Here is a 22,688-nt window from a genome sequence, read left to right on the forward strand (position 1 = left end):
TCGCGGTCGCGGTCGTCAGGCGTCTGCGCGGCCCGGGTCGCCGAGCGCGAGCACCTCGCGGAAAGCCGCACGCGTCTCGGCGAGGAGCTGACGGGCGCTCGTGACGCGCTGCCGTGCGGTCTCGTAGCAGGCCAACGCGACCTGGGACGCCAGGACGGCCGTCTTCTCGGGCGTGCCACGGTGGCGGAGGATCTCGGTGAGGCGCGTCGCGATCTGCTGCGCTTTGAGTGCGTCGCGCGCGCGCAGCTCGACGTGGCGATCGAGGAGCCTGGAGTGGCGCTCGTACGCGTCCGGGTCTTCGGATGCCTCCTCGCACAGTTCGAGGACGATCGGGCGGAGCTGCTCGATCGCCGCTCGGATGTCGCGGGCGGTCTCGACGCTCTCGTCCATCCCCGCTCGCGCCACGGCGTCGAGCATGGCCTGCTCCTTCGCGAAGACGACCTCCGTCTTGTCGCCGAAATAGCGGAAGAAGGTGGTGCGACCCACCTCGGCCCGCTCGGCGATATCGCTGACGGAGACGTCGTCGTAGCCGCGCGAGGCGAAGAGGTCGTCGGCGGCTTCGATGATGCGCTGGCGTGCTCGTCGCTGCTTGCGCACCGTGAGCGTCTCGGCGGGTTCGGGTCTGGACGGCGAGGCGGGCGACACCTCGACATCCTATCCGAACCGGTCTGCCGAACCGGGAGGGACGGCGAGTGATATGGTACTGAGTACCAAAATGAGGGAGTCGGAGATGTCCAGGAGAGCGCAGCGCCAGGGGTTCCCGCTCGGCAAGGCGATGATGTCTGTCGCAGCGGTGGGGATGGGGATCGGCGTGTTCGTCGCCGACTTCAACAAGACGCATATCTACAACGACGAATGGACCCCCCACGCGAAGTTCCACACCGGCCAGACGATGAGCATGGGGTTGGGGCTCGCGCTGGCCACGCTGTACAGCCTGTGGGGGCGTCCTCGCGACACCCGCATCGGCCTCGACAGTGCGGCGGTGACGGGTGCGGTCTACCACGTCAGTCAGTTGACCGCAGCCCTGTACCCGGGCACGGCCACCGCCGACCCGCCGCGCAAGGACAACTGGACGCAGCTGCTCACCACCGTGCCCGTCCTCGTGCTCACAGGCCTCGGCTACGTGCTGGAGCGACGCCGGATGACGCGAGCACACTGAACGTGGTCCGAGGGCTCGGTGCGCGCGGGCTGCCGTTGACGATCAGTCGCTGCCCGGCCGTGCCGAGATCTGCGCACGGAGCCCGGCCACGAGCACCTCGAGGCTGAAGGACCACGCCAACGTCGGGTCGTATCCGCGCAGGGCGTGGAACTGCGGAAAGCTCTCGGGCGGCAGGTCTTCCATGCCGGTCTCGGACAGCTCGCCGCGCGCCATCATGCTCCGCTCGGCGCCCACCGTCAGCGCGGGGTAGACGGCCGCCTTCACGGCGCTGTACGCATCGCCCGTGGTCAGCCCCGCACGCGTGAACGCTGCCAGGGCGACCTCGAAGGAGGCCGCCGCTCGCGCACCCTGCACCGGCCGACGCGCCAGCGCGGCGAATGCTCCCGGATGCCGGGTGGCGATGTCTTCCATGGCCGTGAAGAACGTGCGCACCCACTCCTCCCACTCCACCGGACTCACGGGGAGATGCGCCTGATCCAGCAGCATGTCGACGATCCCGTCGGTGATCGCGTCGCGGGTCTCTACGTGGTTGTAGAGCGACGTGACGTGCACGCCGAGTTCGGCGGCGATCCGGCGGAGGGTCACGGCGTCCAGGCCGTCACGGTCGGCCATGCCCACCGCGCAGTCGAGGATCCGCTCCCGGGTCAGTGCCGCCACCGAACGAGCATAACGGCCTTGACACATCTACCTACAGTGTAGGTAAGCTGGACCTACACTGTAGGTCAATCGGAGGAGATCGAGATGTTCACGTCTGAAGAGCTCGAGCGGAAGCTCACGGAGCTGATCGCTGCGCATGGCGTGCCCGGAGCGCAGCTCGCCGTACTGGACGGCGACACCGTCACCGAGGTCGCAGCGGGAGTACTGAGTCTGCGGACGGGCCTTGCCGCGACCACGGATGCGCTGTTTCTGCCCGGCTCCATCGGCAAGCTGTACACCGCGACGCTCGTGATGATGCTCGTGGAAGAGGGCAAGCTCGACCTCGACACCCCCGTGCGGACGTATCTCCCCGACTTCGAAGTCGCCGACTCGCACGCCCGCGACATCGTGACCCCTCGGAACCTCCTGACCCACACCAGCGGCTTCGACGGGGATCACTTCACCGACACCGGCCGTGGAGACGACGCGGTGGCCCGCTATGTCGCCGGATGCGCCGAACTGCCCCAGATCGCCCCGCCTGGAGCGATCTGGAGCTACAGCAACAGCGGCTACTCCATCCTCGGCCGCATCGTCGAGGTGCTGATGGGCACGACCTTCGAAGAGGCGCTCCGCGCGCGCATCTTCGCCCCGCTCGGGCTCGAGCACACCGTCTCGTTCGCCGATGAGGCGATCGTCCACCCCGTCTCCGTCGGTCATGTCCCCGACCAGGGCGATCCCTCGCAGCTGGTGGTCAGCCCCACCTGGGGGCTGTGGCGAGCCTTCGGCCCGATGGGCTCGGCGGTCGTCGCATCCGCCGGCGACGTGCTGGCGTTCGCGCAGCTGCATCTGAACGGCGGCGTGGCGCCGGACGGCATACGGCTGCTCGACGCGGAGCTTGCGGGGAGCATGCTCGAGCAGCAGGTGGAGCTCGTCGACGATTCCGTGCTCGGGCGGGGGTGGGGCCTCGGATGGATCCTCGATTCCTGGGGGGAGGTGACCGTCATCGGTCACGACGGCAACTCCATCGGACAGAACGCCTTCATGCGCCTGGCGCCGGAAGAGCGCTTCGGCTTCTGCCTGCAGACCAACGTCGAAAGCGCGCTGGGTGTGTACCGGGAGCTCGCTGCGTGGCTGTTCCAGCGCCGTCTGGGTGTGGGGCCTCGACCGGATCCGGCCGCACTCGACGATCTGCGCGTGGCCGCGCCCGAGCGGTACACCGGCACCTACCAGCGCGAGGGGCTGACCTTCCGCATCACGGCGGATGCCGAGGGCCGGCTTCTCGCGACCGTCACGCCGTCGCACGGGGTCGCGCAGGATCAGGGCTGGGTTCCGATGATCGACCTCCCGCTGAAGCCCGTCGCCCGGGAGGACTCCTTCCTGCTGAAGCTTCCCATCGCGGACGCGGACCTCCTCGCGGTGTTCTTCAACCCCGACGACGCCGACGAACTGCCGAGCTATCTCCACTTCGGTGGGCGAGCCCACCGGCGGGTCGCCGCGGACGAAGGAGATTAGGCGGCGAGCGGGGCGGGCGCCCGCGCACCGCCCGCCCCGCCCCGCCCGACGATCAGGCGGCGGTCAGAGCGAGGGGCATCTCCTCGACGGCCATCCGCGGCCATGTGATGCGCTGCACGTCCCCGGCCACCGTGATCGACGAGGTGCGGGCGAGCAGCTCCTCCAGAGCGACCCGCATCTCCATCCGCGCCAGCGGTGCTCCCACGCACTGGTGAACACCCCGTCCGAAGGCGAGGTGGCGCTTGTTCGCGCGGTCGATGTCGAAACGATCCGCGTCGGGCCAATGGGCCGGATCGACATTGGCGGAGCCGAAATGCACCAGGATGTTGTCGCCCTGCGCGATCGGCACGCCCCCGACCTCGGTGTCGACGGTCGCCCACCGTGGCATGTTCTGCTGCGGAGCTTCCAGGCGCAGGCTCTCCTCGATGAAGTCGGGTATGCGGTCCGGGTGCTCGCGGACGAACGCCTGCAGCTGAGGATCCTTCGCCAGGCGCAGCACCATGTTGCTCAGGCCGCTGGTGGTGGTGACGTGGCCGGCCATCATGATGGTGATGCCCATGAAGGTGATGGCCATATCGTCGAGACCGGCCTCACTTCCGTTGCGGATGATGTCGCTGATGACGTCTTCGCCGAGGTCAGTACGGCGCTCGGCCACCACCTGCAGCATGTAGGGGATGATCGGCGCGAGGGCCTCTTGGAGCGACTCGGTCGGCGCGTTCAGGCCGTGCCCCGTGCGACGCTCCAGCTCCGCGACCCAATCGTGGTGGAACTGCCAGTCCTCGTCGGGCAGTCCGAGGAAGCTGCAGAGCACCCGGGTGGGGTAGCGGTAGCAGAATTCCTGCGAGAACTCCGCCGATCCGCGGGCGACCATGGCGTCGACCATCTCGACGGCCATCGGGCGCACCTGGGCTTCGATGCCGGCGACACGAGACGACGCGAATCCGCCACTGATGAGTCCGCGGAAGAACGAGTGCTGCGGCGGGTCGCTTTCCAGCGGGAGGATGCGCGGGCCTTCGTCGGGCCGGACGTTGCTGAACGTCGCCGTGTCGGCGGCGACGGACATGACGTCGTCGTAGGCGAAGATCCCCGTGTACGGCGTCCCCTCCACGTCGAACTTCTCCACCGCACTCGCGGCGAGTAGCCCCGCATAGAAGTCGGCGGCGTCGGGGGTGTCTGCGTCGGCGACCGGCGTCAGGGCCGTTGCGAAATCCCACAGCATGGGTGATTCCTCTCTCTCGGGTTCCGATCGACACGTGCCGATCGGCGTGTGCGCGTCAGTAGGTGTCTTTGCGGAGCCGGGCCTGGCTCGCGAGGCCTGCGGCCCCGAGTCCGGTCGGGCGGAGGATGCGATCGAGAGTCGCCTCCACATCCGCCCCCATCCTCCGGTCGCCGCAGATGTAGACCGCCGCTCCCGCAGCGATCCAGGAGGTCAGCTCCTCCGCCTCGCGCTCGAGCAGATGCTGGACGTAGAGCTTCTCGCGCTGATCGCGGGAGAACGCGGTGTCCAGTCGCGTCAACGATCCGTCCGCCAAGAATTGCCGCCAGTCGTCCTCGTAGAGGAAATCGGCGTCACGGCGGCGATGACCGAACAGGAGCCAGTTGCGTCCCGGCGCACCGGTCAACCGGCGATGCTGGACGAAACCGCGGAACGGAGCGACGCCGGAGCCTGCGGCGATCATGATGAGGTCGGTCGCCGGATGCGGTGGCCGGAAGTGCGGATTGGGCCGGACGCGTACCGTCAGTTCCGAACCGGCCGCACGGCTGCTGAGGAGGTCGTCGCTGGCGACCCCGCGCCGGACGCCCGACGGTGCCCTTTTCTCCTCCCACCTCAGCTCCGCCACCAGCAGGTCCGCTCCGCCTTCGTGCGCAAGCGGGCTGGAAGCGATCGAGTAGGAGCGGGGAGCCATGGTGCGGACCAGGGTTCGAAGCTCATCGGCGCTGACCGGCCGTCCGCTCGCTCGAATCGCATCCGACAATCGCGACGTCGCCGCGTAGCGTGAGAGCGCCGCGGGGTCGTCCCGCAACTGCGCGAGTTCGCCGTCGGTCGCGCGCTGTGCGAGCCAGTCGAGCGCGTCGCTGGTGAGGGTGGTCACGTCGTAGCCGACGCGGAGGGATCCGGCGAGCTGCGGGTCGTCCAACCGGGCAGCGGACAGCAGCTCGGAGACGACGGCTGTCGTGTTCTCGGGGGTGACGTCGACGAGGTCGCCGGGTTCGTAGGGGATGCTCCGCGCGAAGGTCACCGTGATGTGGGCGGACTGCCGCTCGGCATGGGGGGCGGACAGGGGGCGATGCTCGTGAACGACGGCGTCGACGATGGTGCCGGGCGTCTCGATCGCGACGGCGCGCACGGCGGCGGTGTCGCCGGCATCCCTCAGCGGCGGTATCACCTCCGCGATCCAGGCGGATGCGGTGGCTTCGTACTCGAAATCGCATCGCACGAGCTCCGCAAGGCGCCGCCCGCCCAGTTCAGCCAGCCGCGCGTCCAGCTTCTCGCCGTGGCCGCAGAAGTTCGCGTACGCGCGATCGCCCAGCGCGAGCACGGCGAAATCGACTCCGTCGAATCGCGGCGCTTCCTCGCTCATCAGCGCGTCGAAGAACCGGATCGCACGCTCGGGGGGCTCGCCTTCGCCGGCGGTGGCAGCGACGATGAGAACTGTCGCGGCATCCGTGACGTCGGAGGGCGACACGTCGAACATGTCGGAAGCGCGGACGGACAGCCCGAGAGCCCGCGCCGCGCCCTCGGTCGCCCGTGCGACGCTCTCGGCGTTGCCGGACTCCGTCGCGAAGAGCACGACGACATCACCGGGCATCGTGGATCGCGATGACGAATCGGGAAGAAGAGCCGGCGCGCTCACGACGCCGGCCGTTCGAGTCGGATCCTCATCGGCGCGAGGTCCGCGCCGGGTTCGTACATGCCGCCGAAGACGTCGACGCCCGGCGCAGTGAGCCGGACCCCGGGGAGCGTCCAGGTGGCGGCGCCGCCGGCCATCGCGAAGCTGTAGTCGACCTCCGCCAGCGGCACGTCGTCGGCGAACAGCGTGCCGCCCATGGCGCCGAGCTGAAGGGACGGACGCACGACGTCCAGCGCCAGCATGCCGAAGTGACCGGAGAATCGCACGGTGCCGCCGAAGTGCAGCACCCCCTCTCCGCTGTGCTCGTCGAAGCGCGCCACGCGCGGAGGGAACACGAATCCCCACCGCGCGTCCTCTCGAGCGCCCCCGACGGCGCTCGCGCGCCCGTCGGGGAGCCCCGCGAGGTAGCGCAGGAACGACTCGCGCACCGGCCAGCCCATGCCCACGAGCGCGGGCGCGACCTCGAGGCGATCGATCGTCTGGAAGCCGGCGCTCATACCTGCGATGCCCGCCGGAGGTCGGGCGCCTCGGCCAGGAGCGGACCGATCGCCCCGAGGAAGGCCTGACCGGAGGGGCTTGCGACTGCCGCATCGAGCGCGGCGTCCGACTCCCACTCGATCACCGCGAGCACGGTGTCCGCGTCGTCGTCCTGCGTGAAGAAACGTGCGTCGCCGACGCCCGGCTGGGCGAGATAGGCCGGCCCGACTTCCCCGACAGCGGCGAAGAACGCGCCGCGCTGACCGGGATGGATGACGAGACGGATGAATTCGGTGGGCATCGGTGCCTCACTTCCTTGTGAGCGGAGAGGGTGAACTGAACACATGTCCAGTTAGTGGTGGATTCTGGACACATGTTCATCTCCGTGTCAAGCCTTCGTCCCGGCGTGCAGGGCGCGGGAGCGCCGCGGCGATATCATCGGGCCGTGATCGAGCGGGAGAGCGTCCGTGTGGAACGCACCCGTCGGGCGATCTTCGGGGCGGCGGAGGCGCTCATGCTCGAACGTCACGAGCCCATCACGGTGCAGGACGTCCTGCAGCGCGCGGGTGTCAGCCGGGGCAGTTTCTACACGCATTTCGCGGGCCTCGAAGATCTCGCCGTCGAGATGTTCCGCGAGCGCTTCTCCCAGCTCGGCCGAGCCGACCTCGAGCGGCGTGAGAGCGGCGCCGACCGCCCCATCCGCATGGCGTATCTGACCGTGCGAGAACTCGTCGAGCACGTCGTCGAGCATCGCGCCCTCTACGTCGGCGTGGACACGCTGACCGCGGGCCGTCGTGCGCACGAGACGCTGATCGACCTGCTTGCCACCCAGGTGCGGGCAACGGCATTGGCGATCCCCACGCGGCCGCCCAGCATCGACGTCGACGATCTCGCCCGCTACATCGCCGGCGGAACGATGGCACTCCTCCTCCATATCGTGCGAACCGACGACGACCTGGACGTCGATCGGACGACGGCGCGGGTGCTCGCCCTGCTGCCGGTGTGGGGCGCCGAGGACTGACCCGTCCCACCCTCCGGCACGCGCGTTGCCGGCCCCGCCTGCGGGGTGCACACAATGAGCGTCTCTCGAGGAGGAGAACGCAATGGGTGAGAACACCACGGAAACCGCGTCCGCATCGCCGACGCCGGGGCGGCTGGCCGGACGAGTCGCCATCGTCACCGGCGGCGCGCGAAATCTCGGGCAGGCTCAGGCCCTCCGCCTGGCGGGGGATGGCGCCGACGTCGCGATCCTCGACGCGGTCTTCCCCGCCGAGACGGTCGAGGCGGTCCGAGCCCTCGGCGTTCGAGCGATCGGGGTCGTCGTCGACCTGCGGGATCCGGATGCGGTCGGAGCCGCCGTCGCCGAGGTCGCGGAGAAGCTGGGACCCGTGGCGGTGCTGGTCAACAACGCCGGCATCTACCCCCTGCAGCCGCTGGAGGGGATGACATACGAGCAGTGGCGCGAAGTCTTCCGCATCAATGTCGACGCGGTCTTCCTGACCACGCAGGCGTGCGCGCCGCACATGAAGGAGCTGGGGTGGGGTCGCATCGTCAACATCACGTCGAACTCCGTCGGCCTGGTCATCCCCGCCCTCTCGCACTACATCGCCTCCAAGATGGCGGTCATCGGGTTCACCCGGGCGTCGGCGACGGAGCTGGCAGAGTTCGGCATCACCGTCAACGCGGTGGGGCCGAGCCTGACGCGCACGCCGGTCGCCACGAGTCCTGACGAGCTGTTCGAGATCGTGCCGCAGATGCAGGCGATCAAGCGGCCGGGGCTGCCGGCCGACCTCGTCGGTGCGGTGTCCTTCCTCGCCTCTGACGACGCCGCCTTCCTCACCGGACAGACCCTGTGGGTCGACGGCGGACTGCTGCGCTGACGGGGACGGATGCCGTGCCACTGAGTGGGGCGACGCCTGGGCCGGCGCACCGGCCCGGACTAGATTCCGAAGGACCCGGGCCGACCGGGGGGACAACGGCTTCAAAGGAGCAGCTCATGACCAGGAACACCCGTGAGATCTTCGCCGCCATCGACCAGATGGAGCCCACGGCGTTCACCGCGCACCTCACCGACGACGTGCGATTCCGCTTCGGCAACGCCGACGCGGTGTACGGCCACGAAGCCGTCGAAGCCGGCATCTCCGGCTTCTTCGGCACCATCGGGGGCATGCACCATCACATCCGCGCGGTCTGGGACGTCGACGCCGACACGACCGTCGCGGTGATCGACGTCGAGTACATCCGCGGCGACGGCGAGCATGTCTTCACCCCGAATGTGGACATCCTCACCTGGGAGGGCGACAAGGTCGCCGACTGGCAGATCGTGATCGACGTCTCGCCGATCTACGCGCCGCTGGACCAGGTCCCCGCTGCCGCCCGCGCGCTGCAGAGCGCATGACGGGGGAGCGCCTGGCCGGCAAGCGCGTGCTCATCACGGGCACGGGCGGTGGTCAAGGAGAAGCGGCCCAGCGGCTCTTCGCGCGCGAGGGTGCGCGGGTCGCGGGCTGCGACCTCCGTGGTGCGGAGGAGTCCGCCCGTGCACTGCGGGAGCAGGGGTGGGACGTCAGCGGACACACTGTCGACCTCAGCGACAACTCCTCGGCAGCCGCCTGGGTGGAGGCCGCGGTCTCCGAGCTCGGCGGTATCGACGTGCTCTACAACAACGCTGCGGGGTACGGGTTCGCTCCGTTCGGCGGGATGAGCCTGGAGCTGTGGCGGCACGTCATGGCCGTCGAGCTCGACATCGTCTTCCACACCACCAGCGCCGCATGGGGGCCGCTGTGCGCGGAGGGCGGTTCGCTGATCAACACCGCGTCGTACTCCGCATTGCGAGGGATCGAACCTCTCGGTCAGGTTGCGCACGCGGCGGCGAAGGGGGGCGTCATCTCGATGACGAGGGCGCTCGCCGCCGAGGGCGCTCGGTACGGCGTGCGCGCGAACTCCATCGCACCGGGCTTCGTGTCGTCCCCGGCGACCGACGGTGCCGTCGACCCGCAGGGCCGTGCGTGGCAGCTCGGCAACCATTTGATCCAGCGCCCCGGCACGGGCGACGACATCGCCTACATGGCGCTGTACCTCGCCTCCGACGAGTCCTCGTGGGTGACCGGGCAGAACTACTCCGTCGACGGCGGAGCGACCGCCGGATGGCGTGACGATGCGGAGACCGACCGCATCCGCGCGCTCTACAGCTGAGGCGAAGCAGGACGGTCCGCACCCGCCGGCGAACGGGCGCACGAGAAGAGGGTGGGAGGCGTTCGCGCCTCCCACCCTCTCCGCTTCGCCCGATCAGACCCCGGCGGTCTCGGCGGCGACCCGGCGCATCGCCGACAGCGTCGCCGCGACGGCCTTCAGATAGTCGGCGGTCATGCCGTCGGCGTACTCCTGCTCCTGCGCCGAGCCGGGGACGACGTCGGTCACGACGAGCGCGAAGGAGAACCGCAGGTGGAGCCCCTCGGCGTCCTGTTCGATCTCGTTCGCGATCGTGCCGAGAACCGGCCCGGCGATGCGGGTGAACACGACGCGCTCCTGAGCGAAAAGGCTGATCCGCTCCGTGAAGCTCTGCCCACGAAACTCGATGTCTCGATCGAACACCGTGTCCGACAGCCGCGCGGTCACCTCGCAGCTGGTCATGGCCGGCACGAACGGAAGGGCGTTGTTCGCCTTCATGACCAGCCCGTCCCACACCTGCTCGCGTGAGAGGGTCGGCTCGCCCGGTTCGTTCACCGGGAGGGCATGGGTGACATAGATCATCGTTCTTCTCCTTTCGCGGGTGTCACCGCGCCGAGGGCGCGAGGACCACCCGTCCGACGTTGGCTGAGGCCTCGACGTAGCGATGGGCCGCGGGCGCGTCCCGCAGCGGGAACGCACGATCCACCACGGTGCGAAATCCGGTGGCGACGTCGTCCCACAGCGCCCTGACCGACTCCGGGGTCGCCGTGCGCACCCCCACGATGCGGTAGCCCTGGGAATAGAGCCGCAGCATGTTCAACTCGAGTCTCTCACCGAGGAAGGCCCCGGAGGACACGATGGTTCCTCCCGGGTGCAGCGCGTCCAGCTCGTGGGCGAACACCTCCGCCGCGCCCAGATTGTCGACGATGATGTCGGCGCCGCGCCCGCCGAACGCGTCGCGCGCCTGAGCGGCGAAGGAGTCGTCGACGGCGTCGAGGACGTGCTCGAAGCCCAGCTCGCGCAACCGTGCCCGCTTGGACGGATCTCTCGAGGTCACGATGACGTTCGCTCCGCGGTGGCGGGCCAGCAGGGCGGCGGTCGATCCGAGACCACTCGTCGCGCCGGGCACGATCACGTTCATGCCGGGGTGTACACCCCCGACCTGGAGGAACTGGTGCGCGGAGACCGCGCCCGAGCCGGCCAGCGCCGTCGCCTGCGCCGGATCAACGCCCTCGGGCACGACCGTGACGTTCGCGGCGGGAACCACGCAGTATTCGGCGTACGCGCCGGGGCGGTGCACCCCGAGGATCTGCAGATGAGGGGAGAGGTCAGCCCGCCCGGCCCGGACGAACTCGTCATCCACGGGGTTGAGCACCTGGTTCACGCCGACATGGGCACCGACGGAGATCCCCGTGACGTCCCTGCCGACGGCAGCGATCGTGCCGGCGTGCTCGGCTCCGAGCACGTGCGGCAGGCGGAAGTGGGCGTAAGGGTGCGTGCCCGCCCGCGCCGCCAGGTCGAGCAGCCGGTTCACGCTCACTGCGGCCACTCGCACGAGCACCTCTCCCGGCCCCGGCTCGGGCGTCGGCAGCTCTTCCTCTCGCAGCACCTCGGGCGGTCCGAACTCGCGGAAGGGCATGGCCCACATGCGGAGCGGTACCTGTGGCGGGAGGGTGGGCCACGTCAGAAACTCGGTCTGATAGGGGGCGGTCCGTTCGTCGGCCGTCTCGATCATGCTCGCTCACCTGCCTTCACCCGCATCCGCGCGGGTTCGATCCTTTCTCCCACACACGGCCGACGAGCACCACGGACCCGTCCCAGTGACCGGCACGCGTCTTGGCGGCGACGGTGATCGCCTCCGAGACTCGGAGCGCAGCACAGCCGAAGGAGAGACATGCCGACCGCCAGGACACAGCGCATCGATGCCGCTGCGCGCCGACTCGCCGATGCAGAGTCCCAGCGCGCAGACCTCGCCCGCCTGACGGACCAGTGGGAGTCGCTCGACACCGAGACCGCCTACGAGGTGCAGGCCAGAGGCATAGCCCTCCGCGCGGCCGTCGGCCACCCCCGCATCGGCATCAAACTCGGCCTGACCTCGCCCGCCAAGCAGCGCCAGATGTCGGTGGACGCACCCATCGTCGGCGTCCTCACCGCCGACATGCGTCTGGCCGGGCAGGACGTGCCGCTGGACACGCTCATCCACGCCAAGGCGGAGCCCGAGATCGCCTTCGTGCTGGGCCGCGACCTGGTCGGACCCGGGGTCACCGCCGAGGACGCCCGGGCCGGCGTCGCCCGCGTCCACGGAGCCATCGAGATCATCGACAGCCGGTTTCGCGACTACCTCTTCCGGCTGCCCGACGTCATCGCCGACAACGCCTCATCCGCCCTGTTCGTCCTGACGACCGACGGCGTGGCGCCCGATGAGGTATCGGTGGTCAGCGAGACGGTGGACCTTCTGGTGGACGGCGAGGTCGTCGATTCGGCGACGGGGGCCGCCGTGATGGGGGATCCCTACGCCGCGCTCGCCTTCGCGGCCAACGACCTGGCCGGCCGCGGCGACCGGCTCAGAGCCGGCGATGTCGTCCTCTCGGGCGGGATGACCGACGCCAAGACCATCGCGAAAGACGGTCGGATCGAGGCCCGCTTCGCGCATCTGGGCACCGTCGCCGTTCGCGGCGTGTGAACTCGACCCCTGAGGAAGAAGGACCCCATGACGGACACCGCGATCTCGGACACCGCGTCCGGCGCCGAAGAGCTGCATTTCTTCGGTCATATCATCGACGGCGAAGAGGTTGCGTCCCTCTCGGGCGAGTCGTTCCTGAGCGTCGACCCGTACACGCGCCGGCCATGGGCTCGGCTCGCCCTCGGTGGCAGGGCCGACGCCGACCGGGCGGTGGCGGCCGCGCGCCGAGCCTTCGATTCGGGCCCGTGGCCCCGGATGACGGCGGGGGAGCGCCGAGGGATCATCCACCGGTTCGCAGACCTCATCGAGGAGCACGCCGACGAGCTGGCCCTCGCCGACACGCGCGACATGGGCAAGCCGATCACGCAGTCGCGAGGCAACGACGTGCCGCGAACGGCGATGAACTTCCGCTTCTTCGCCGACCACGCCGCGCTGACGCCGTCCGAGGTGTACCCGATGGACTCCGGGCACCACGCGTACACGCGCTACGACCCCGCGGGCGTCGTCGTGGCGATCGCCCCGTGGAACTTCCCCATGATGCTGGAGAGCTGGAAGGTCGCGCCCGCGCTGGCATGGGGCAACACCGTCGTCCTGAAGCCCGCCGAGGACTCGCCCACCAGCGCGACGATCCTCGCTCGCCTGGCGCTCGAGGCGGGCATGCCGCCCGGGGTCTTCAACGTCGTCCACGGATACGGCCCGGATTCCGCCGGTCAGGCTCTGACCGAGAACCCCGACGTGGACCGGATCACCTTCACCGGGGAGTCGGCCACCGGCAAGATCATCGCCCGCGCCGCCAGCTCGAACCTCACTCCGGTGAGCCTCGAGCTGGGAGGAAAGGGCGCCAACGTCGTGTTCGCCGACGCCGACATCGACAACGCGGTGGACTGGTCGATCCGCGCCATCTTCACCAACGCGGGACAGGTGTGCCTCGCGGGGAGTCGTATCTATGTGCAGCGGGACCTCCTCGAGCAGTTCACTCGTCGCTTCGTCGCCGCGTCCCGAGCGATGCGGCCGGGGGATCCGAAGGACCCTGCGACGCAGATCGGGCCGCTCTCCAGCGAGATCCACTACGAGAAGGTCCGCGGTTTCATCGACACGATCGCCGAATCGGGCGGAGAGAAGATCGCCGGCGGGTACGGCGACGGATGGTTCGTGGAGCCGACGGTCATCCTCGAGCCGCTGGAGTCCTCACGTCATCAGCGCGAGGAGATCTTCGGCCCGGTCGTCACGATCCGCGCGTTCGACACGGAGGACGAAGTCGTCGATCTCGTCAACGACTCGCCCTTCGGCCTGAACGCGATGGTGTTCACCGAGAACCTCTCCCGCGCGCACCGCGTGTCCAGCCGCCTGGTCGTGGGCACGGTGTGGGTGAACTGCTTCTTTATCCGCGACCTCCGTGCGCCTTTCGGTGGTGCCAAGCAGTCGGGGGTCGGCCGGGAGGGCGGTACCTTCAGCCGCGAGTTCTTCACCGAGCCGAAGGCCGTCGTCATGCAGATGGAGCCTCCCGCGCATTGACGAAGAGCGCAGAAGGGGGACGCGTCGGCGCGCGCCCCCCTTCTGTCTTACCGCGTCGGATCGCGCCTAGGACGCCGATCGACCGGCGGAGGGAGCGAGCAGCCGCGGGTGGCGCCCGAGCAGGCGCGCCAGGCCGGCGCCAGCCGCGCGCACCGCCGGGACGACGCGATCGGGCACCACGTCTGCGCTCCATCCGGCTGCGGAGATCGCCAGGACGGGTGTGCCGTCCGGTCCCAGCACGGCCGCCGCCACGGCCGAGATCCCGACGCGGCTCTCCTCGTGATCCCACGCGACGCCGCTGTCGCGCACGGCGCCCAGCTCACGGCGCAGGTCGGCCGGCGAGGTGATCGTCACGGGGCTGAGCGGGGTGAGAGGGCGAGCCAGCGCTTCATCCACGATCGAATCCGGCGACCACGCCAGCAGCGCCTTACCGACGGCGGTGGAGTGCGCGGGAAGTCGACCACCCACCCGCGAGCGCAGCGGCGGGGCTTCGCGTGCGCGGAGGACCTCGATGTAGACGACCTCGGAGCACTCCAGCACGGCCAGGTGGATCGTCAGGTTCAGCGTCGAGCGCAGATCGGCCATCGTGGGAAGGGCCGCACGGCGGAGGTCTCTGGGGCGGGAGACCGACTCGCCGAGCTCGAACATCCGGATCCCCAACCGAACCCCCGACCCGTCGCGCTCGAGCAGCCGGTGCTCGACCAGCTCGCCGACGATACGGGCCACGGATGACTTCGGCAGCTCGGTGCGGCGAGCAAGCTCCGAGATCCCGATCCCCGCGCCCGTGGGGTCGCATGCCCGCAGGATCGCCGCCACGCGTCCGATCATCGACCGGCTGTCGCCGGCCGAGGCGTCTTCGAGGGAGACGATGCTCATCGCGACGCCGCCTTCTCCGCCAGTGTGACCCCTCCGGACAGCCAGTGCTCGGCCGGGACTTCTCGGAGGATCACCCGGATGGAAGCCTCCGGCGCTCCGATGCTCTGGTGTACGGCGTCGTGTATCGCCCCGAGGAGGGTGCGCAACTGCTCCGGATCGCGTCCGTCGGACAGGGTGACTTCGACGAGGGGCATCAGGCGTCCTGAAGCACGTCGGAGGACAGCGGCCGGCGAACCTGATACTGCGTGGAGGGGCGCTGGCCCGGCCCCGCCCACAGGTCGATGTGATGCGGCAGAGCCGGGTCGAAGTAGCGCGGCTGCCACGTCGCGTCGTCCTCGATGCGACGGACGCCGTACGAGTACTCGTACGTGAGTCCTTCCGGGCCCTTGAAGTAGAGGAAGATCGCCGTCGACTGCGGGTGACGGCCGGGCCCCTGCTCGATCTCGACGCCCTCGCGCTCGAGGAAGTGCCAGCTGCGCATGATGTCGTCGATGCTGTCGACCTGGAAATTCATGTGACACAGCCCCGGCCGATCGCCGCGGAACACCGCAAGCTTGTGATGGACCTCGTCGAAGCGCATGAGGGCGGCGTTCTCACCGATCCAATCGCTGATACGCAGGTTGAACAGCGAGCTCCACCAGTCGTAGGCCACGCGGACATCCGGTGCGTCCACGCACACATGGCCGAACTCCGAGATGCCCGCAGGCCGGGTGAACCTCACCGGCGCGGTGTCGTTGACCTGGTCGGTCACGAGATCGAAGCGGTTCCCCCAGGGGTCGTCGAAGGAGATGAACTCTCTGACGCGACGCGAACGTGCCTCTTCCGCCGTGCCGCGGACCACCGGCACGCCGGCCAACGACAGCTCCTCTTCGGCTCTGGCCAACGCCGCGGAATCCCGCACGCTCAGTCCCGAGCTGAGCACCCCCGACTCACCCTCGACATACGACAGGCAGTGGTGGCGCCAGTCGGAGCGGAGGTAGTGGACGCCGTCTTCGGCGCCTCGATATTCGAGGCCGACGATCTCGGTCGCGAAGCGGATCGCCTCGGCGGCATCCGACGTTCCCGATCGCACGTAGGCGATGTCCGTCAGTTCGATCATGGTGTTCTCTCCTTCTCTCGGGCGGCGGCGACGGAGACGCTCGCTGCTTCATTCGTCGTCAGGTAGGCGTAGATGCGGGGGAGGAGCTCACTGGCGCGCTCGGTCCACCAGTGCACCTCCCAGGCGGGGAGGGGAACCGGTTCGCCGGCCGACAGCGCGTCCAGGGCCAGCCGAGCGGATGCCTCCAGCACCCACATGCGCGCGACGGCCTGCGCCAGATCAGCCCCCACGGTCACCGCGCCGTTGCCGGCCAGGATGATCGCGGCACGCCCGGCAGCACCGGCGGCGATCCGTTCGGCGCGCGGTCGTTCGCGGACGAGGATCGAATCCGGCACCAGATGCGTACCCCCCAGCAGCGCGCCGTGGCCATGGAGGATCGGCAGTTCGCGGCGGAGGGTGGCGAAAGCCGCCACCGCGGGGGGCTGAGCGCGAACCACCGCGCCGATCTCGGGTCGCGCTGCCGCGAGGGCCACGTGCAGCCACGCCTCCATAGGCGCGCCCGTCGGCAGTGTGACGGCGTCGAGGGCGACCTCGACCGGCTCGCCGTCGGATGCGAAGACGGCCAGGGGTACCGCTCGCGTGATGGAGATGCTCGTTCCCCGCCGCACCGATACGTGTCCGAAAGCGTCGGCGAGTCCGGCTCGGGCGACCGCTCCGGCGCCCTGGCGCAACTCGCGCGTGACCGCCGCCGTGTCGGGGCCACGGGGTGTCTCGCTCGCCATGAGCGTCTCCTTCGGCCGTAGATTGCAACTAGTAGAACATGTATATGTAGAGATATCAATCGAGAGATGTCGGTGCAGAGCTAGGCTCGACGACATGTCCCTGCAGTACGCGATCCTCGGCGTCCTCGACGCCCGCTCCATGAGCGGATACGAGCTGACGCGGATGTTCGAGTCCAGTGCGCGCTGGGTGTGGTCGGCACCGCAGAGTCAGATCTACCCGCTGCTGCGCAAGCTCGAGGGAGAAGGGCTGGTACAGGGCGAGGATCAGGTGCGGGGCGAGAAGATGCGCCGCGTCCAGTACTCCATCACCGAAGACGGCCGACACGCGCTCCGGGAGTGGCTGAGGTCGCCCATGGACACCCCGACCATCCGCGATCCACAGCTCTTGCAGGCTCTCTTCTTCGACATGATCGAGCCCGCCGAAGCGGACGATGTCCTCGCGCACCAGATCGAGGATCTGCGGACGCTCATCGCGCAATGGGAGGCCCATCGCGAGCGCCTCCTCGCGAAGGACACTCCTCTCCTGAAGGAGCGGCTCTCCCAGAGAGACCCCGCCGACCACGACCGCATCGCGGCATTGAAGGCCCATGTGTTCACGCATCTCATCGAGTCAGCTCGCTCGCGCGCCGAGTGGGCGGAGCAGGCCCGTCGCATCCTCGCGTCGTCGGGCTCCCCGGTGACCGCGCACGCCGACCGTCCCGCTCACTGACTCGCCGCTTCACCCGACGGGATCCCCGCGCCATAGCATGGCGAAATCGTGACCATGGACCCGAAGGAGCACCCATGAGTGGCAGCGCCGTCAACGTGACCAAGCTCGGCTATATATCCGTCGAGACCCCCGACGTCGACCGCATGGTGGACTACTACGAGGGTGGTCTGGACTTCGCCGTCGTCGAGCGGTCGGCCCGCGAGGCGTACCTCACGACCACGTTCGACCACCACAGCGTCGTCATCACTCAGGCCGACGCCCCCCGGGTGCGAGGGGTGGTCGGCTATGAGATCCGCGAGTCGGTCGCCGATGCCGAGCGGCGGCTGACCGCCGCCGGCTACGACGTGTCGCGCCGCTCGGACATCGCCCCGGCGACCCCGGACGTGCTCGTCCTGGCGGAGCCGACCACGGGGGTCGAGATCCACCTGTACGACCAGCAGTCCTCCAGCGGCGTCCAGGGGTACCCGCCGCTTCGCCCGACGAAGCTCGGGCACGTTGCAGGGTTCGTCGACGACCTCGCCCCCGTCCAGGCGTTCTACGAGGGACTTCTCGGCTTCCGGTGGTCGGACACGATCGGCGACTTCTTCGTCTTCCTCCGGTGCAACTCCGATCACCACGCGGCGAACTTCATGGCGTCGAAGAAGTTCTCGGGGCTGCATCACGTCGCCTACGAGATGCGATCCCTCGATCATCTGCAGACGATGCTGGACCATCTCGCCAAACGCGACATCCGCCTGCACTGGGGCCCCGGCCGCCACGGAGCCGGGCACAACGTCTTCACGTACCACAAGGATCCCGACGGCAACAACGTGGAACTGTTCACGCAACTCGACGTCATCCACGACGAGAAGGGCTACTTCGAGCCTCGGCCGTGGCACGAGGACTTCCCGCAGTATCCGAAGACGTGGGAGGTCGACCTCGCCGCGGTGAACTCCTGGGGTCCGATCAACTTCGAGATGATCGAGCATTGAACGCGGTGGCGAACGCGCCCCGCACGGCGTCGTGGGCCCTCGCGCAGTACGAAGTCGCGGGGGTTCCGACCCTCGGCATCCTCGCCGACGGCCTCATCCTGCGCGCCCCCGAAGGGCTTCCCGCCACGGCGATCGAGCTGCTCGATCGCTGGCGTGACGTCGAGCCGCTCCTGCGCCGGCTCGACCCCGCGACGCTGACCGTCGTTCCGGAGGCCGAGATCGTCGCGCCGATCACCTACCCGCGGAAGGTCATCTGCGCAGGCGCGAACTACTACGACCACGCCGCCGAGATGGGAACCGCCCGGCCCGACCCCGTGGCGAGCCCGTTCTTCTTTCTCAAGGCACCCACCACGACCGTCATCGGCCCGTACGCCGATATCGCTTTTCCGCTCACGGAGCAGTCGCGGACGGACTGGGAGGTCGAGCTCGGCGTGGTGATCGCGGATCGCTGCGCGAACGTCTCCGCGTCGGAGGCGATGTCGCACGTGGCCGGCTACGTCGTGGCCAACGACGTCTCTGCGCGCGGGTTCTTCGCGCGTCCCGAGGCCGTGCAGGAGCCCTTTCGCTTCGACTGGATCGCGCACAAGTCGCTGGACGCGTCTTGCCCGCTCGGGCCCGGGATCATCCCCGCATGGCAGATCGCCGACCCCGGGAACCTCGAGATGACGTTGGACGTCAACGGGGAGGTGAAGCAGCGCGGCAGCACTGCCGGTCTGGTGATCGGTATCGAGCGGCTCATCGCCGGCGCCAGCCGGCTTCTGACGCTCGAGCCCGGCGACGTGATCCTCACGGGCACGCCCGCCGGCGTGGGAGCGGCCCGGGGGGAATGGCTGAGGGACGGCGACGTCGTCACGGCGGAGATCGCTGGCATCGGTCGCATCTCCAACCGGTTCATCGCTCTCGGTTAGGTCCGCTTCGTCGCTGTCGGTTCCCCGCTCGCTTTTACGGATGCGTTGACAACATAACGGCAATGTCGGAGCATGGATCCGCGATCGCAGTCACGATGAGGGATGCGCGCCGAGCTCATGGAGGTACCCGTCATGTCGGATCGGTCGATCGAGGAACGGCTTCGGGCGTTGGAGGACCGCGCCGAGATCGCCGACCTCCTGGGCAGGTACGCCTTCGCGATCGACCGGCTGCGCTGGGACGACTTCCTGTCCTGTTTCGCGGAGGAGGTCGAGGTGAACCTGATCCGTACCGGGGGATGGCGCACCATGAAGAGCTCCGAGCTCGCGAGGGTCGTCGAGAAGGTCTTCACGTCCTACACGGCCACGCAGCACATCAGCGCGAATCCGCAGATCGCCATCGAGGGCGACCGCGCCGTCGCGTGGTCCACCCTCAACGCGACGCATTACCTCCGCGACGCCACCGGCGATCCGTGGCATCAGCAGGTCGGGTACTACGAGTACACCCTCGCTCGCCTGGGCGCGGGATGGCGCATCGTCCGGATGCAGCAGATCGTGCACTGGCAGCGGGGCAACCAGCAGATCTACGACCGCACCGTGACCTCCTGAAGCCCTAACCGGAGCGGCGGAGGAGCTCCTCGAGGCGATCGATCTCGCGACGGACGCTGCGGAGGACGTCGGTCGGGGTCGCCGACGTCAGCCGCCCCGGCTCTGCCGCGAGGCCGTGGATGGCGAATTCGGCGAGTTCGGCGGATACGGCGTCCACGTCGCCGCCGGTTCCTGGGCGATACCACCAGGCGACCCAGTTCACGACGCCGAGCACGCCCAGGGCGGCGATCGTCGGAGTGACGGGACGGAACTCGCCGAGCGCGACCCCCTCCTCGACGACGCGGGTGATCGAGCGCAGGACCGCCCGCCGGTTGGCGGTGTACGAATCGGCGACGGACTCGGGGAGATCGGCTTCGGAGCGCAGCAGCAGCCGGAAGCGCTCGCCGTGCTCGCCCTGCTGGTGCACGAGGTGTCGCACGATGTCTCGCATCCGCTCGGTGGCCGACAGCTCTTCTTGGCGCGCGATGTCTGCGACCTCGGTGGCCGCGGCCACCGTCACCTCGGTGACGAGCTTGGCGAGAAGCTCGTCCTTGCTGCTGACGTAGTGATACAGCGCGGGGCGCGTCAAGCCGACCGCGTCGGCGATGTCCTGGAAGCTGGTTCCCGAGAACCCCCGCTGCGCGAAAAGGCGGGTGGCTTGTTCGAAGATCTCCTGCTCGACCAATCCCCGCCGCACTCCGCGCTTCCCGCCCCCGGGGCCGCTGTGAGTCTCGCTCATGGATTCACGGTACACGCTGCTGTGACGGACGCGTCAACTCTTCGTCTCAGGTGATCGACGATCGAGTCGCTCGGGGGCGAGGTCAGCGTCGGTTGAGCAGAATGCCGCCGTCCACGGAGATGTCGGCGCCGGTGATGTAGGACGCGTCGTCCGAGGCGAGGAAGAGCGCGGTCCGGGCGATCTCCTCCGGGCGCCCGAAGCGCTTCAGCGGGATCCGCTCGACGAGCCACTCCTGCCGCTCGGCGGAGTTCTGCTGGTGCATCGGGGTATCGATGACGCCGGGATTGATCACGTTGACACGGATGTCGTCCTGGGCGAGTTCGGATGCCGCCACCTGCGTCATGCCGCGTACGGCGAACTTCGTGCCGGTGTAGGCGAGAAGCTCCGGCTCGCCGCGCACGCCGGCGGCGGAGGCGATGTTCACGATGCTGCCGCCGCCGGCTCGGCGCATCGGAGCGGCCACCGCGCGCATGCCGAGCATCACCCCCAGCTGGTTCACGCCCACCATCAGGTCGAAGTGGTCAGCGGAGAAATCGTCGACGGAGTTCTCCCGCGAGATGCCGGCGTTGTTGACGAGCACATCGATGTGGCCGTGCTCGGCCTCCACTCGTTCGATCAGCGCCGCCCAGTCGGCCTCGACCGCGACGTCGTGATGAACGTACGTCGCGTGGGGGCCGAGCGCGTCGGCGAGGGCGCCCCCGAGTCCATCGTCGACGTCCGTCACCACGACGGACGCGCCCTCCTCGGCGAAGAGACGCGCCGTCGCGGCTCCCATGCCGCGTCCGCCGCCCGTGATGATCGCGACCTTGCCTGCCAGGCGTCTCCGGGCCATCCAAGGCCCGCCGTCATCGGGAACGGGGAGTGGGCGTCGTAACTGGGTCATCGTCGATCCTCGTTTCGTTGCGAGCATCCGATGCTAGGGAAATGCTGTCATCACTGTCAATAGATCGACGCGACTGTAAGGAACTATGGCACACTCGTCTTAGTCCCCACGAGGAAGGATCGCCATGACGAGGTGGCAGGTTGGAAGATTCAGCATCACGGACGTTCCCGAGCTGCCCATCGAGGTCGGGTTGCTCGACGGGCTCATCACACAGGCGACACCGGATGTCGTCCTCGGTATCGACTGGATGAGGCCGTACTACGCCAACGACGCCGGCCAGACGCTCTGGGACATCCACTCCTATGTCATCGACGACGGGGAGACCGTCATCCTCGTGGACGCCGGTGTCGGCAACGACAAGAACTACCCGATGCAGCCGATCTGGACCGGCTTGCACACCGACTTCCTGGATCGTCTCGCCGAGGCGGGATATCGGCGCGAGGACATCGACGTCGTCCTCCTCACGCACCTGCACCTCGACCACGTCGGCTGGTGCGCCGTCCAGGATGAGGCCGGCGCCTGGGTCCCGACCTTTCCCCACGCGCGCCTGGTGCTGGTCGCGGAGGAGTACGAGCGTCATCTCGCGCAGATCATCCCCTCCGATGAGCCGGCCGCGGCGGAGGGGGGTGGTGAGGAGGTCGACCTGATCGCGCGGGCTTTCCACGCGGACGGGCGTGCTCTCTCCGACCAGACGACGTTGATCCAGGCGGAGTCCCTGCAGCCGGTGATCGACGCCGGGCTCCTCGAACTTGTCGCCTCCGACGCCGAGATCGCGCCGGGCGTGCGCTACGTGTCGACGCCTGGCCACACATCGGCGCACCACAGCGTGCGGATCGAGTCCGAGGGCGACTCGGCGTTCATCACCGGCGACTTCATCCATCACCCGATTCAGATCGCACGCCCGGACTGGAGCTCGCAGGGGGACTGGGACGGTGGGATGTCGGCCCGGAACCGGCGGGTCTTCTATGAGTCCGCCGCCGGCACCGACCTCCTGGTACTGGGTACGCATTTCGGAGGCACGAGCGCCGGTTACATCGTCGCGGACGACGAGGGCTACCGCCTCGTCCCGGAGCCCGCCATCTGATCGTCGAGGCGACGACCGCCGGGCCCCGGGATGACGCCTCGCCGCGTGTACGACCATGAGCAGACGGCCACCTATGGGCTCGTAGACGAGCTCAAGAGAGTCGGTTCCCG

The 22,688-nt window shown here is 68.9% G+C and carries 27 protein-coding genes; 13 read left to right on the top strand and 14 right to left on the bottom strand.

Annotation, left to right across the window (positions count from 1 at the left end):
* Positions 1 to 15: 15 nt before the first annotated feature.
* Positions 16 to 645 (bottom strand): TetR/AcrR family transcriptional regulator, encoded by a 630-nt coding sequence (locus ACTU3I_RS05180; RefSeq protein ID WP_442924578.1) that lies wholly within the window; start codon positions 643 to 645, stop codon positions 16 to 18.
* Between the two features lie 85 nt (positions 646 to 730).
* Between ACTU3I_RS05180 and ACTU3I_RS05185 the strand changes: the two genes are divergently transcribed.
* Positions 731 to 1,159: a DUF6640 family protein gene (locus ACTU3I_RS05185; protein WP_442924579.1), complete on the top strand. Its 429-nt coding sequence runs from the start codon at positions 731 to 733 to the stop codon at positions 1,157 to 1,159.
* 42 nt (positions 1,160 to 1,201) lie between these two features.
* On the opposite strand, the gene ACTU3I_RS05190 is transcribed toward ACTU3I_RS05185, so the two are convergent.
* On the bottom strand, positions 1,202 to 1,816 hold the full coding sequence (locus ACTU3I_RS05190) for a TetR family transcriptional regulator (protein WP_442924581.1): 615 nt from the start codon (positions 1,814 to 1,816) through the stop codon (positions 1,202 to 1,204).
* An 84-nt stretch (positions 1,817 to 1,900) separates the two neighbouring features.
* On the opposite strand from ACTU3I_RS05190, the gene ACTU3I_RS05195 reads away from it, so the two are divergent.
* A complete protein-coding gene (locus ACTU3I_RS05195; protein ID WP_442924582.1) occupies positions 1,901 to 3,307 on the top strand; it encodes a serine hydrolase domain-containing protein in 1,407 nt (468 codons plus the stop codon).
* 52 nt (positions 3,308 to 3,359) lie between these two features.
* On the opposite strand, the gene ACTU3I_RS05200 is transcribed toward ACTU3I_RS05195, so the two are convergent.
* The 4 genes from ACTU3I_RS05200 to ACTU3I_RS05215 are packed head-to-tail and all read right to left on the bottom strand — an operon-like array spanning position 3,360 to position 6,937.
* Positions 3,360 to 4,526 (bottom strand): cytochrome P450, encoded by a 1,167-nt coding sequence (locus tag ACTU3I_RS05200; RefSeq protein ID WP_442924583.1) that lies wholly within the window; start codon positions 4,524 to 4,526, stop codon positions 3,360 to 3,362.
* 55 nt (positions 4,527 to 4,581) lie between these two features.
* Positions 4,582 to 6,117 carry a diflavin oxidoreductase gene (locus ACTU3I_RS05205; RefSeq protein ID WP_442924584.1) on the bottom strand — a complete coding sequence of 512 codons (1,536 nt, stop codon included), beginning with the start codon at positions 6,115 to 6,117 and terminating at the stop codon, positions 4,582 to 4,584.
* Positions 6,118 to 6,158: 41 nt separating this feature from the next.
* Complete coding sequence (locus ACTU3I_RS05210) at positions 6,159 to 6,656, bottom strand: HtaA domain-containing protein (protein WP_442924585.1); 498 nt, start codon at positions 6,654 to 6,656, stop codon at positions 6,159 to 6,161.
* Positions 6,653 to 6,937, bottom strand: coding sequence for a putative quinol monooxygenase (locus ACTU3I_RS05215; protein ID WP_442924586.1), 285 nt, complete (start codon positions 6,935 to 6,937; stop codon positions 6,653 to 6,655). The genes ACTU3I_RS05210 and ACTU3I_RS05215 overlap by 4 nt, the downstream gene beginning before the upstream one ends.
* Positions 6,938 to 7,081: 144 nt before the next feature.
* Between ACTU3I_RS05215 and ACTU3I_RS05220 the strand changes: the two genes are divergently transcribed.
* From ACTU3I_RS05220 to ACTU3I_RS05235, 4 genes are all read left to right on the top strand, one after another.
* On the top strand, positions 7,082 to 7,657 hold the full coding sequence (locus tag ACTU3I_RS05220) for a TetR family transcriptional regulator (protein ID WP_442924587.1): 576 nt from the start codon (positions 7,082 to 7,084) through the stop codon (positions 7,655 to 7,657).
* An 82-nt stretch (positions 7,658 to 7,739) separates the two neighbouring features.
* On the top strand, positions 7,740 to 8,516 hold the full coding sequence (locus tag ACTU3I_RS05225) for an SDR family NAD(P)-dependent oxidoreductase (protein WP_442924588.1): 777 nt from the start codon (positions 7,740 to 7,742) through the stop codon (positions 8,514 to 8,516).
* A 116-nt stretch (positions 8,517 to 8,632) separates the two neighbouring features.
* Positions 8,633 to 9,034 carry a nuclear transport factor 2 family protein gene (locus tag ACTU3I_RS05230; protein ID WP_442924589.1) on the top strand — a complete coding sequence of 134 codons (402 nt, stop codon included), beginning with the start codon at positions 8,633 to 8,635 and terminating at the stop codon, positions 9,032 to 9,034.
* Positions 9,031 to 9,828: an SDR family NAD(P)-dependent oxidoreductase gene (locus tag ACTU3I_RS05235; RefSeq protein WP_442924590.1), complete on the top strand. Its 798-nt coding sequence runs from the start codon at positions 9,031 to 9,033 to the stop codon at positions 9,826 to 9,828. The genes ACTU3I_RS05230 and ACTU3I_RS05235 overlap by 4 nt, the downstream gene beginning before the upstream one ends.
* 93 nt (positions 9,829 to 9,921) lie before the next feature.
* Here the strand turns inward: ACTU3I_RS05235 and ACTU3I_RS05240 are convergent, their stop codons facing one another.
* Positions 9,922 to 10,386, bottom strand: a complete 465-nt coding sequence (locus tag ACTU3I_RS05240; RefSeq protein ID WP_442924591.1) for an SRPBCC family protein — start codon at positions 10,384 to 10,386, stop codon at positions 9,922 to 9,924.
* Positions 10,387 to 10,408: 22 nt separating this feature from the next.
* On the bottom strand, positions 10,409 to 11,539 hold the full coding sequence (locus tag ACTU3I_RS05245) for a quinone oxidoreductase family protein (RefSeq protein ID WP_442924592.1): 1,131 nt from the start codon (positions 11,537 to 11,539) through the stop codon (positions 10,409 to 10,411).
* 159 nt (positions 11,540 to 11,698) lie between these two features.
* Here ACTU3I_RS05245 and ACTU3I_RS05250 point away from each other — a divergent pair, with 159 nt between their 5' ends.
* Together ACTU3I_RS05250 and ACTU3I_RS05255 are read left to right on the top strand one after the other, a co-directional pair.
* On the top strand, positions 11,699 to 12,487 hold the full coding sequence (locus ACTU3I_RS05250; RefSeq protein ID WP_442924593.1) for a 2-keto-4-pentenoate hydratase: 789 nt from the start codon (positions 11,699 to 11,701) through the stop codon (positions 12,485 to 12,487).
* 27 nt (positions 12,488 to 12,514) lie between these two features.
* A complete protein-coding gene (locus tag ACTU3I_RS05255) occupies positions 12,515 to 14,002 on the top strand; it encodes an aldehyde dehydrogenase (protein WP_442924594.1) in 1,488 nt (495 codons plus the stop codon).
* 66 nt (positions 14,003 to 14,068) lie between these two features.
* Here the strand turns inward: ACTU3I_RS05255 and ACTU3I_RS05260 are convergent, their stop codons facing one another.
* From ACTU3I_RS05260 to ACTU3I_RS05275, 4 genes are read right to left on the bottom strand one after another with little or no spacing between them, the layout of a single operon-like run.
* Entirely contained in the window at positions 14,069 to 14,878 is an 810-nt protein-coding gene (locus tag ACTU3I_RS05260; RefSeq protein ID WP_442924595.1) for an IclR family transcriptional regulator, read from the bottom strand.
* Positions 14,875 to 15,072, bottom strand: coding sequence for a tautomerase family protein (locus ACTU3I_RS05265; protein WP_442924596.1), 198 nt, complete (start codon positions 15,070 to 15,072; stop codon positions 14,875 to 14,877). Before ACTU3I_RS05265 ends, ACTU3I_RS05260 begins: the two co-directional genes overlap by 4 nt.
* Positions 15,072 to 15,977: a VOC family protein gene (locus ACTU3I_RS05270; RefSeq protein ID WP_442924597.1), complete on the bottom strand. Its 906-nt coding sequence runs from the start codon at positions 15,975 to 15,977 to the stop codon at positions 15,072 to 15,074. The genes ACTU3I_RS05265 and ACTU3I_RS05270 overlap by 1 nt, the downstream gene beginning before the upstream one ends.
* Positions 15,974 to 16,699 (bottom strand): class II aldolase/adducin family protein, encoded by a 726-nt coding sequence (locus ACTU3I_RS05275; protein WP_442924598.1) that lies wholly within the window; start codon positions 16,697 to 16,699, stop codon positions 15,974 to 15,976. Before ACTU3I_RS05275 ends, ACTU3I_RS05270 begins: the two co-directional genes overlap by 4 nt.
* A 94-nt stretch (positions 16,700 to 16,793) precedes the next feature.
* Here ACTU3I_RS05275 and ACTU3I_RS05280 point away from each other — a divergent pair, with 94 nt between their 5' ends.
* The 4 genes from ACTU3I_RS05280 (at position 16,794) to ACTU3I_RS05295 (ending at position 19,893) form a co-directional block, all read left to right on the top strand.
* Positions 16,794 to 17,408 carry a PadR family transcriptional regulator gene (locus ACTU3I_RS05280; RefSeq protein WP_442924599.1) on the top strand — a complete coding sequence of 205 codons (615 nt, stop codon included), beginning with the start codon at positions 16,794 to 16,796 and terminating at the stop codon, positions 17,406 to 17,408.
* 74 nt (positions 17,409 to 17,482) lie between these two features.
* Complete coding sequence (locus ACTU3I_RS05285) at positions 17,483 to 18,379, top strand: VOC family protein (protein WP_442924600.1); 897 nt, start codon at positions 17,483 to 17,485, stop codon at positions 18,377 to 18,379.
* 5 nt (positions 18,380 to 18,384) lie between these two features.
* Positions 18,385 to 19,287: a fumarylacetoacetate hydrolase family protein gene (locus ACTU3I_RS05290; protein WP_442924601.1), complete on the top strand. Its 903-nt coding sequence runs from the start codon at positions 18,385 to 18,387 to the stop codon at positions 19,285 to 19,287.
* Positions 19,288 to 19,389: 102 nt separating this feature from the next.
* Positions 19,390 to 19,893: a nuclear transport factor 2 family protein gene (locus ACTU3I_RS05295; RefSeq protein ID WP_442924602.1), complete on the top strand. Its 504-nt coding sequence runs from the start codon at positions 19,390 to 19,392 to the stop codon at positions 19,891 to 19,893.
* A 4-nt stretch (positions 19,894 to 19,897) separates the two neighbouring features.
* Here the strand turns inward: ACTU3I_RS05295 and ACTU3I_RS05300 are convergent, their stop codons facing one another.
* Both ACTU3I_RS05300 and ACTU3I_RS05305 read right to left on the bottom strand, forming a co-directional pair.
* Positions 19,898 to 20,611, bottom strand: coding sequence for a TetR/AcrR family transcriptional regulator (locus ACTU3I_RS05300; RefSeq protein WP_442924603.1), 714 nt, complete (start codon positions 20,609 to 20,611; stop codon positions 19,898 to 19,900).
* Positions 20,612 to 20,693: 82 nt separating this feature from the next.
* Positions 20,694 to 21,443 (bottom strand): SDR family NAD(P)-dependent oxidoreductase, encoded by a 750-nt coding sequence (locus ACTU3I_RS05305; RefSeq protein ID WP_442924604.1) that lies wholly within the window; start codon positions 21,441 to 21,443, stop codon positions 20,694 to 20,696.
* 175 nt (positions 21,444 to 21,618) lie between these two features.
* Here ACTU3I_RS05305 and ACTU3I_RS05310 point away from each other — a divergent pair, with 175 nt between their 5' ends.
* Positions 21,619 to 22,578 carry an MBL fold metallo-hydrolase gene (locus tag ACTU3I_RS05310; protein ID WP_442924605.1) on the top strand — a complete coding sequence of 320 codons (960 nt, stop codon included), beginning with the start codon at positions 21,619 to 21,621 and terminating at the stop codon, positions 22,576 to 22,578.
* The last annotated feature ends 110 nt before the right edge of the window (positions 22,579 to 22,688 follow it).

This window comes from Microbacterium sp. RD1, from assembly GCF_052220165.1.
In the GTDB taxonomy this organism is placed as follows: Bacteria; Actinomycetota; Actinomycetes; order Actinomycetales; family Microbacteriaceae; genus Microbacterium.

Coding starts and splice junctions, on each gene's coding strand:
- ACTU3I_RS05295 (WP_442924602.1), top strand. CDS start 19,390: ATGCGCGCCGAGCTCATGGAGGTACCCGTCATGTCGGATCGGTCGATC.
- ACTU3I_RS05280 (WP_442924599.1), top strand. CDS start 16,794: ATGTCCCTGCAGTACGCGATCCTCGGCGTCCTCGACGCCCGCTCCATG.
- ACTU3I_RS05245 (WP_442924592.1), bottom strand. CDS start 11,539: ATGATCGAGACGGCCGACGAACGGACCGCCCCCTATCAGACCGAGTTT.
- ACTU3I_RS05225 (WP_442924588.1), top strand. CDS start 7,740: ATGGGTGAGAACACCACGGAAACCGCGTCCGCATCGCCGACGCCGGGG.
- ACTU3I_RS05250 (WP_442924593.1), top strand. CDS start 11,699: ATGCCGACCGCCAGGACACAGCGCATCGATGCCGCTGCGCGCCGACTC.
- ACTU3I_RS05195 (WP_442924582.1), top strand. CDS start 1,901: ATGTTCACGTCTGAAGAGCTCGAGCGGAAGCTCACGGAGCTGATCGCT.
- ACTU3I_RS05235 (WP_442924590.1), top strand. CDS start 9,031: ATGACGGGGGAGCGCCTGGCCGGCAAGCGCGTGCTCATCACGGGCACG.
- ACTU3I_RS05260 (WP_442924595.1), bottom strand. CDS start 14,878: ATGAGCATCGTCTCCCTCGAAGACGCCTCGGCCGGCGACAGCCGGTCG.
- ACTU3I_RS05275 (WP_442924598.1), bottom strand. CDS start 16,699: ATGGCGAGCGAGACACCCCGTGGCCCCGACACGGCGGCGGTCACGCGC.
- ACTU3I_RS05200 (WP_442924583.1), bottom strand. CDS start 4,526: ATGCTGTGGGATTTCGCAACGGCCCTGACGCCGGTCGCCGACGCAGAC.
- ACTU3I_RS05240 (WP_442924591.1), bottom strand. CDS start 10,386: ATGATCTATGTCACCCATGCCCTCCCGGTGAACGAACCGGGCGAGCCG.
- ACTU3I_RS05185 (WP_442924579.1), top strand. CDS start 731: ATGTCCAGGAGAGCGCAGCGCCAGGGGTTCCCGCTCGGCAAGGCGATG.
- ACTU3I_RS05210 (WP_442924585.1), bottom strand. CDS start 6,656: ATGAGCGCCGGCTTCCAGACGATCGATCGCCTCGAGGTCGCGCCCGCG.
- ACTU3I_RS05230 (WP_442924589.1), top strand. CDS start 8,633: ATGACCAGGAACACCCGTGAGATCTTCGCCGCCATCGACCAGATGGAG.
- ACTU3I_RS05300 (WP_442924603.1), bottom strand. CDS start 20,611: ATGAGCGAGACTCACAGCGGCCCCGGGGGCGGGAAGCGCGGAGTGCGG.
- ACTU3I_RS05255 (WP_442924594.1), top strand. CDS start 12,515: ATGACGGACACCGCGATCTCGGACACCGCGTCCGGCGCCGAAGAGCTG.
- ACTU3I_RS05205 (WP_442924584.1), bottom strand. CDS start 6,117: ATGCCCGGTGATGTCGTCGTGCTCTTCGCGACGGAGTCCGGCAACGCC.
- ACTU3I_RS05285 (WP_442924600.1), top strand. CDS start 17,483: ATGAGTGGCAGCGCCGTCAACGTGACCAAGCTCGGCTATATATCCGTC.
- ACTU3I_RS05215 (WP_442924586.1), bottom strand. CDS start 6,937: ATGCCCACCGAATTCATCCGTCTCGTCATCCATCCCGGTCAGCGCGGC.
- ACTU3I_RS05265 (WP_442924596.1), bottom strand. CDS start 15,072: ATGCCCCTCGTCGAAGTCACCCTGTCCGACGGACGCGATCCGGAGCAG.
- ACTU3I_RS05310 (WP_442924605.1), top strand. CDS start 21,619: ATGACGAGGTGGCAGGTTGGAAGATTCAGCATCACGGACGTTCCCGAG.
- ACTU3I_RS05270 (WP_442924597.1), bottom strand. CDS start 15,977: ATGATCGAACTGACGGACATCGCCTACGTGCGATCGGGAACGTCGGAT.
- ACTU3I_RS05305 (WP_442924604.1), bottom strand. CDS start 21,443: ATGGCCCGGAGACGCCTGGCAGGCAAGGTCGCGATCATCACGGGCGGC.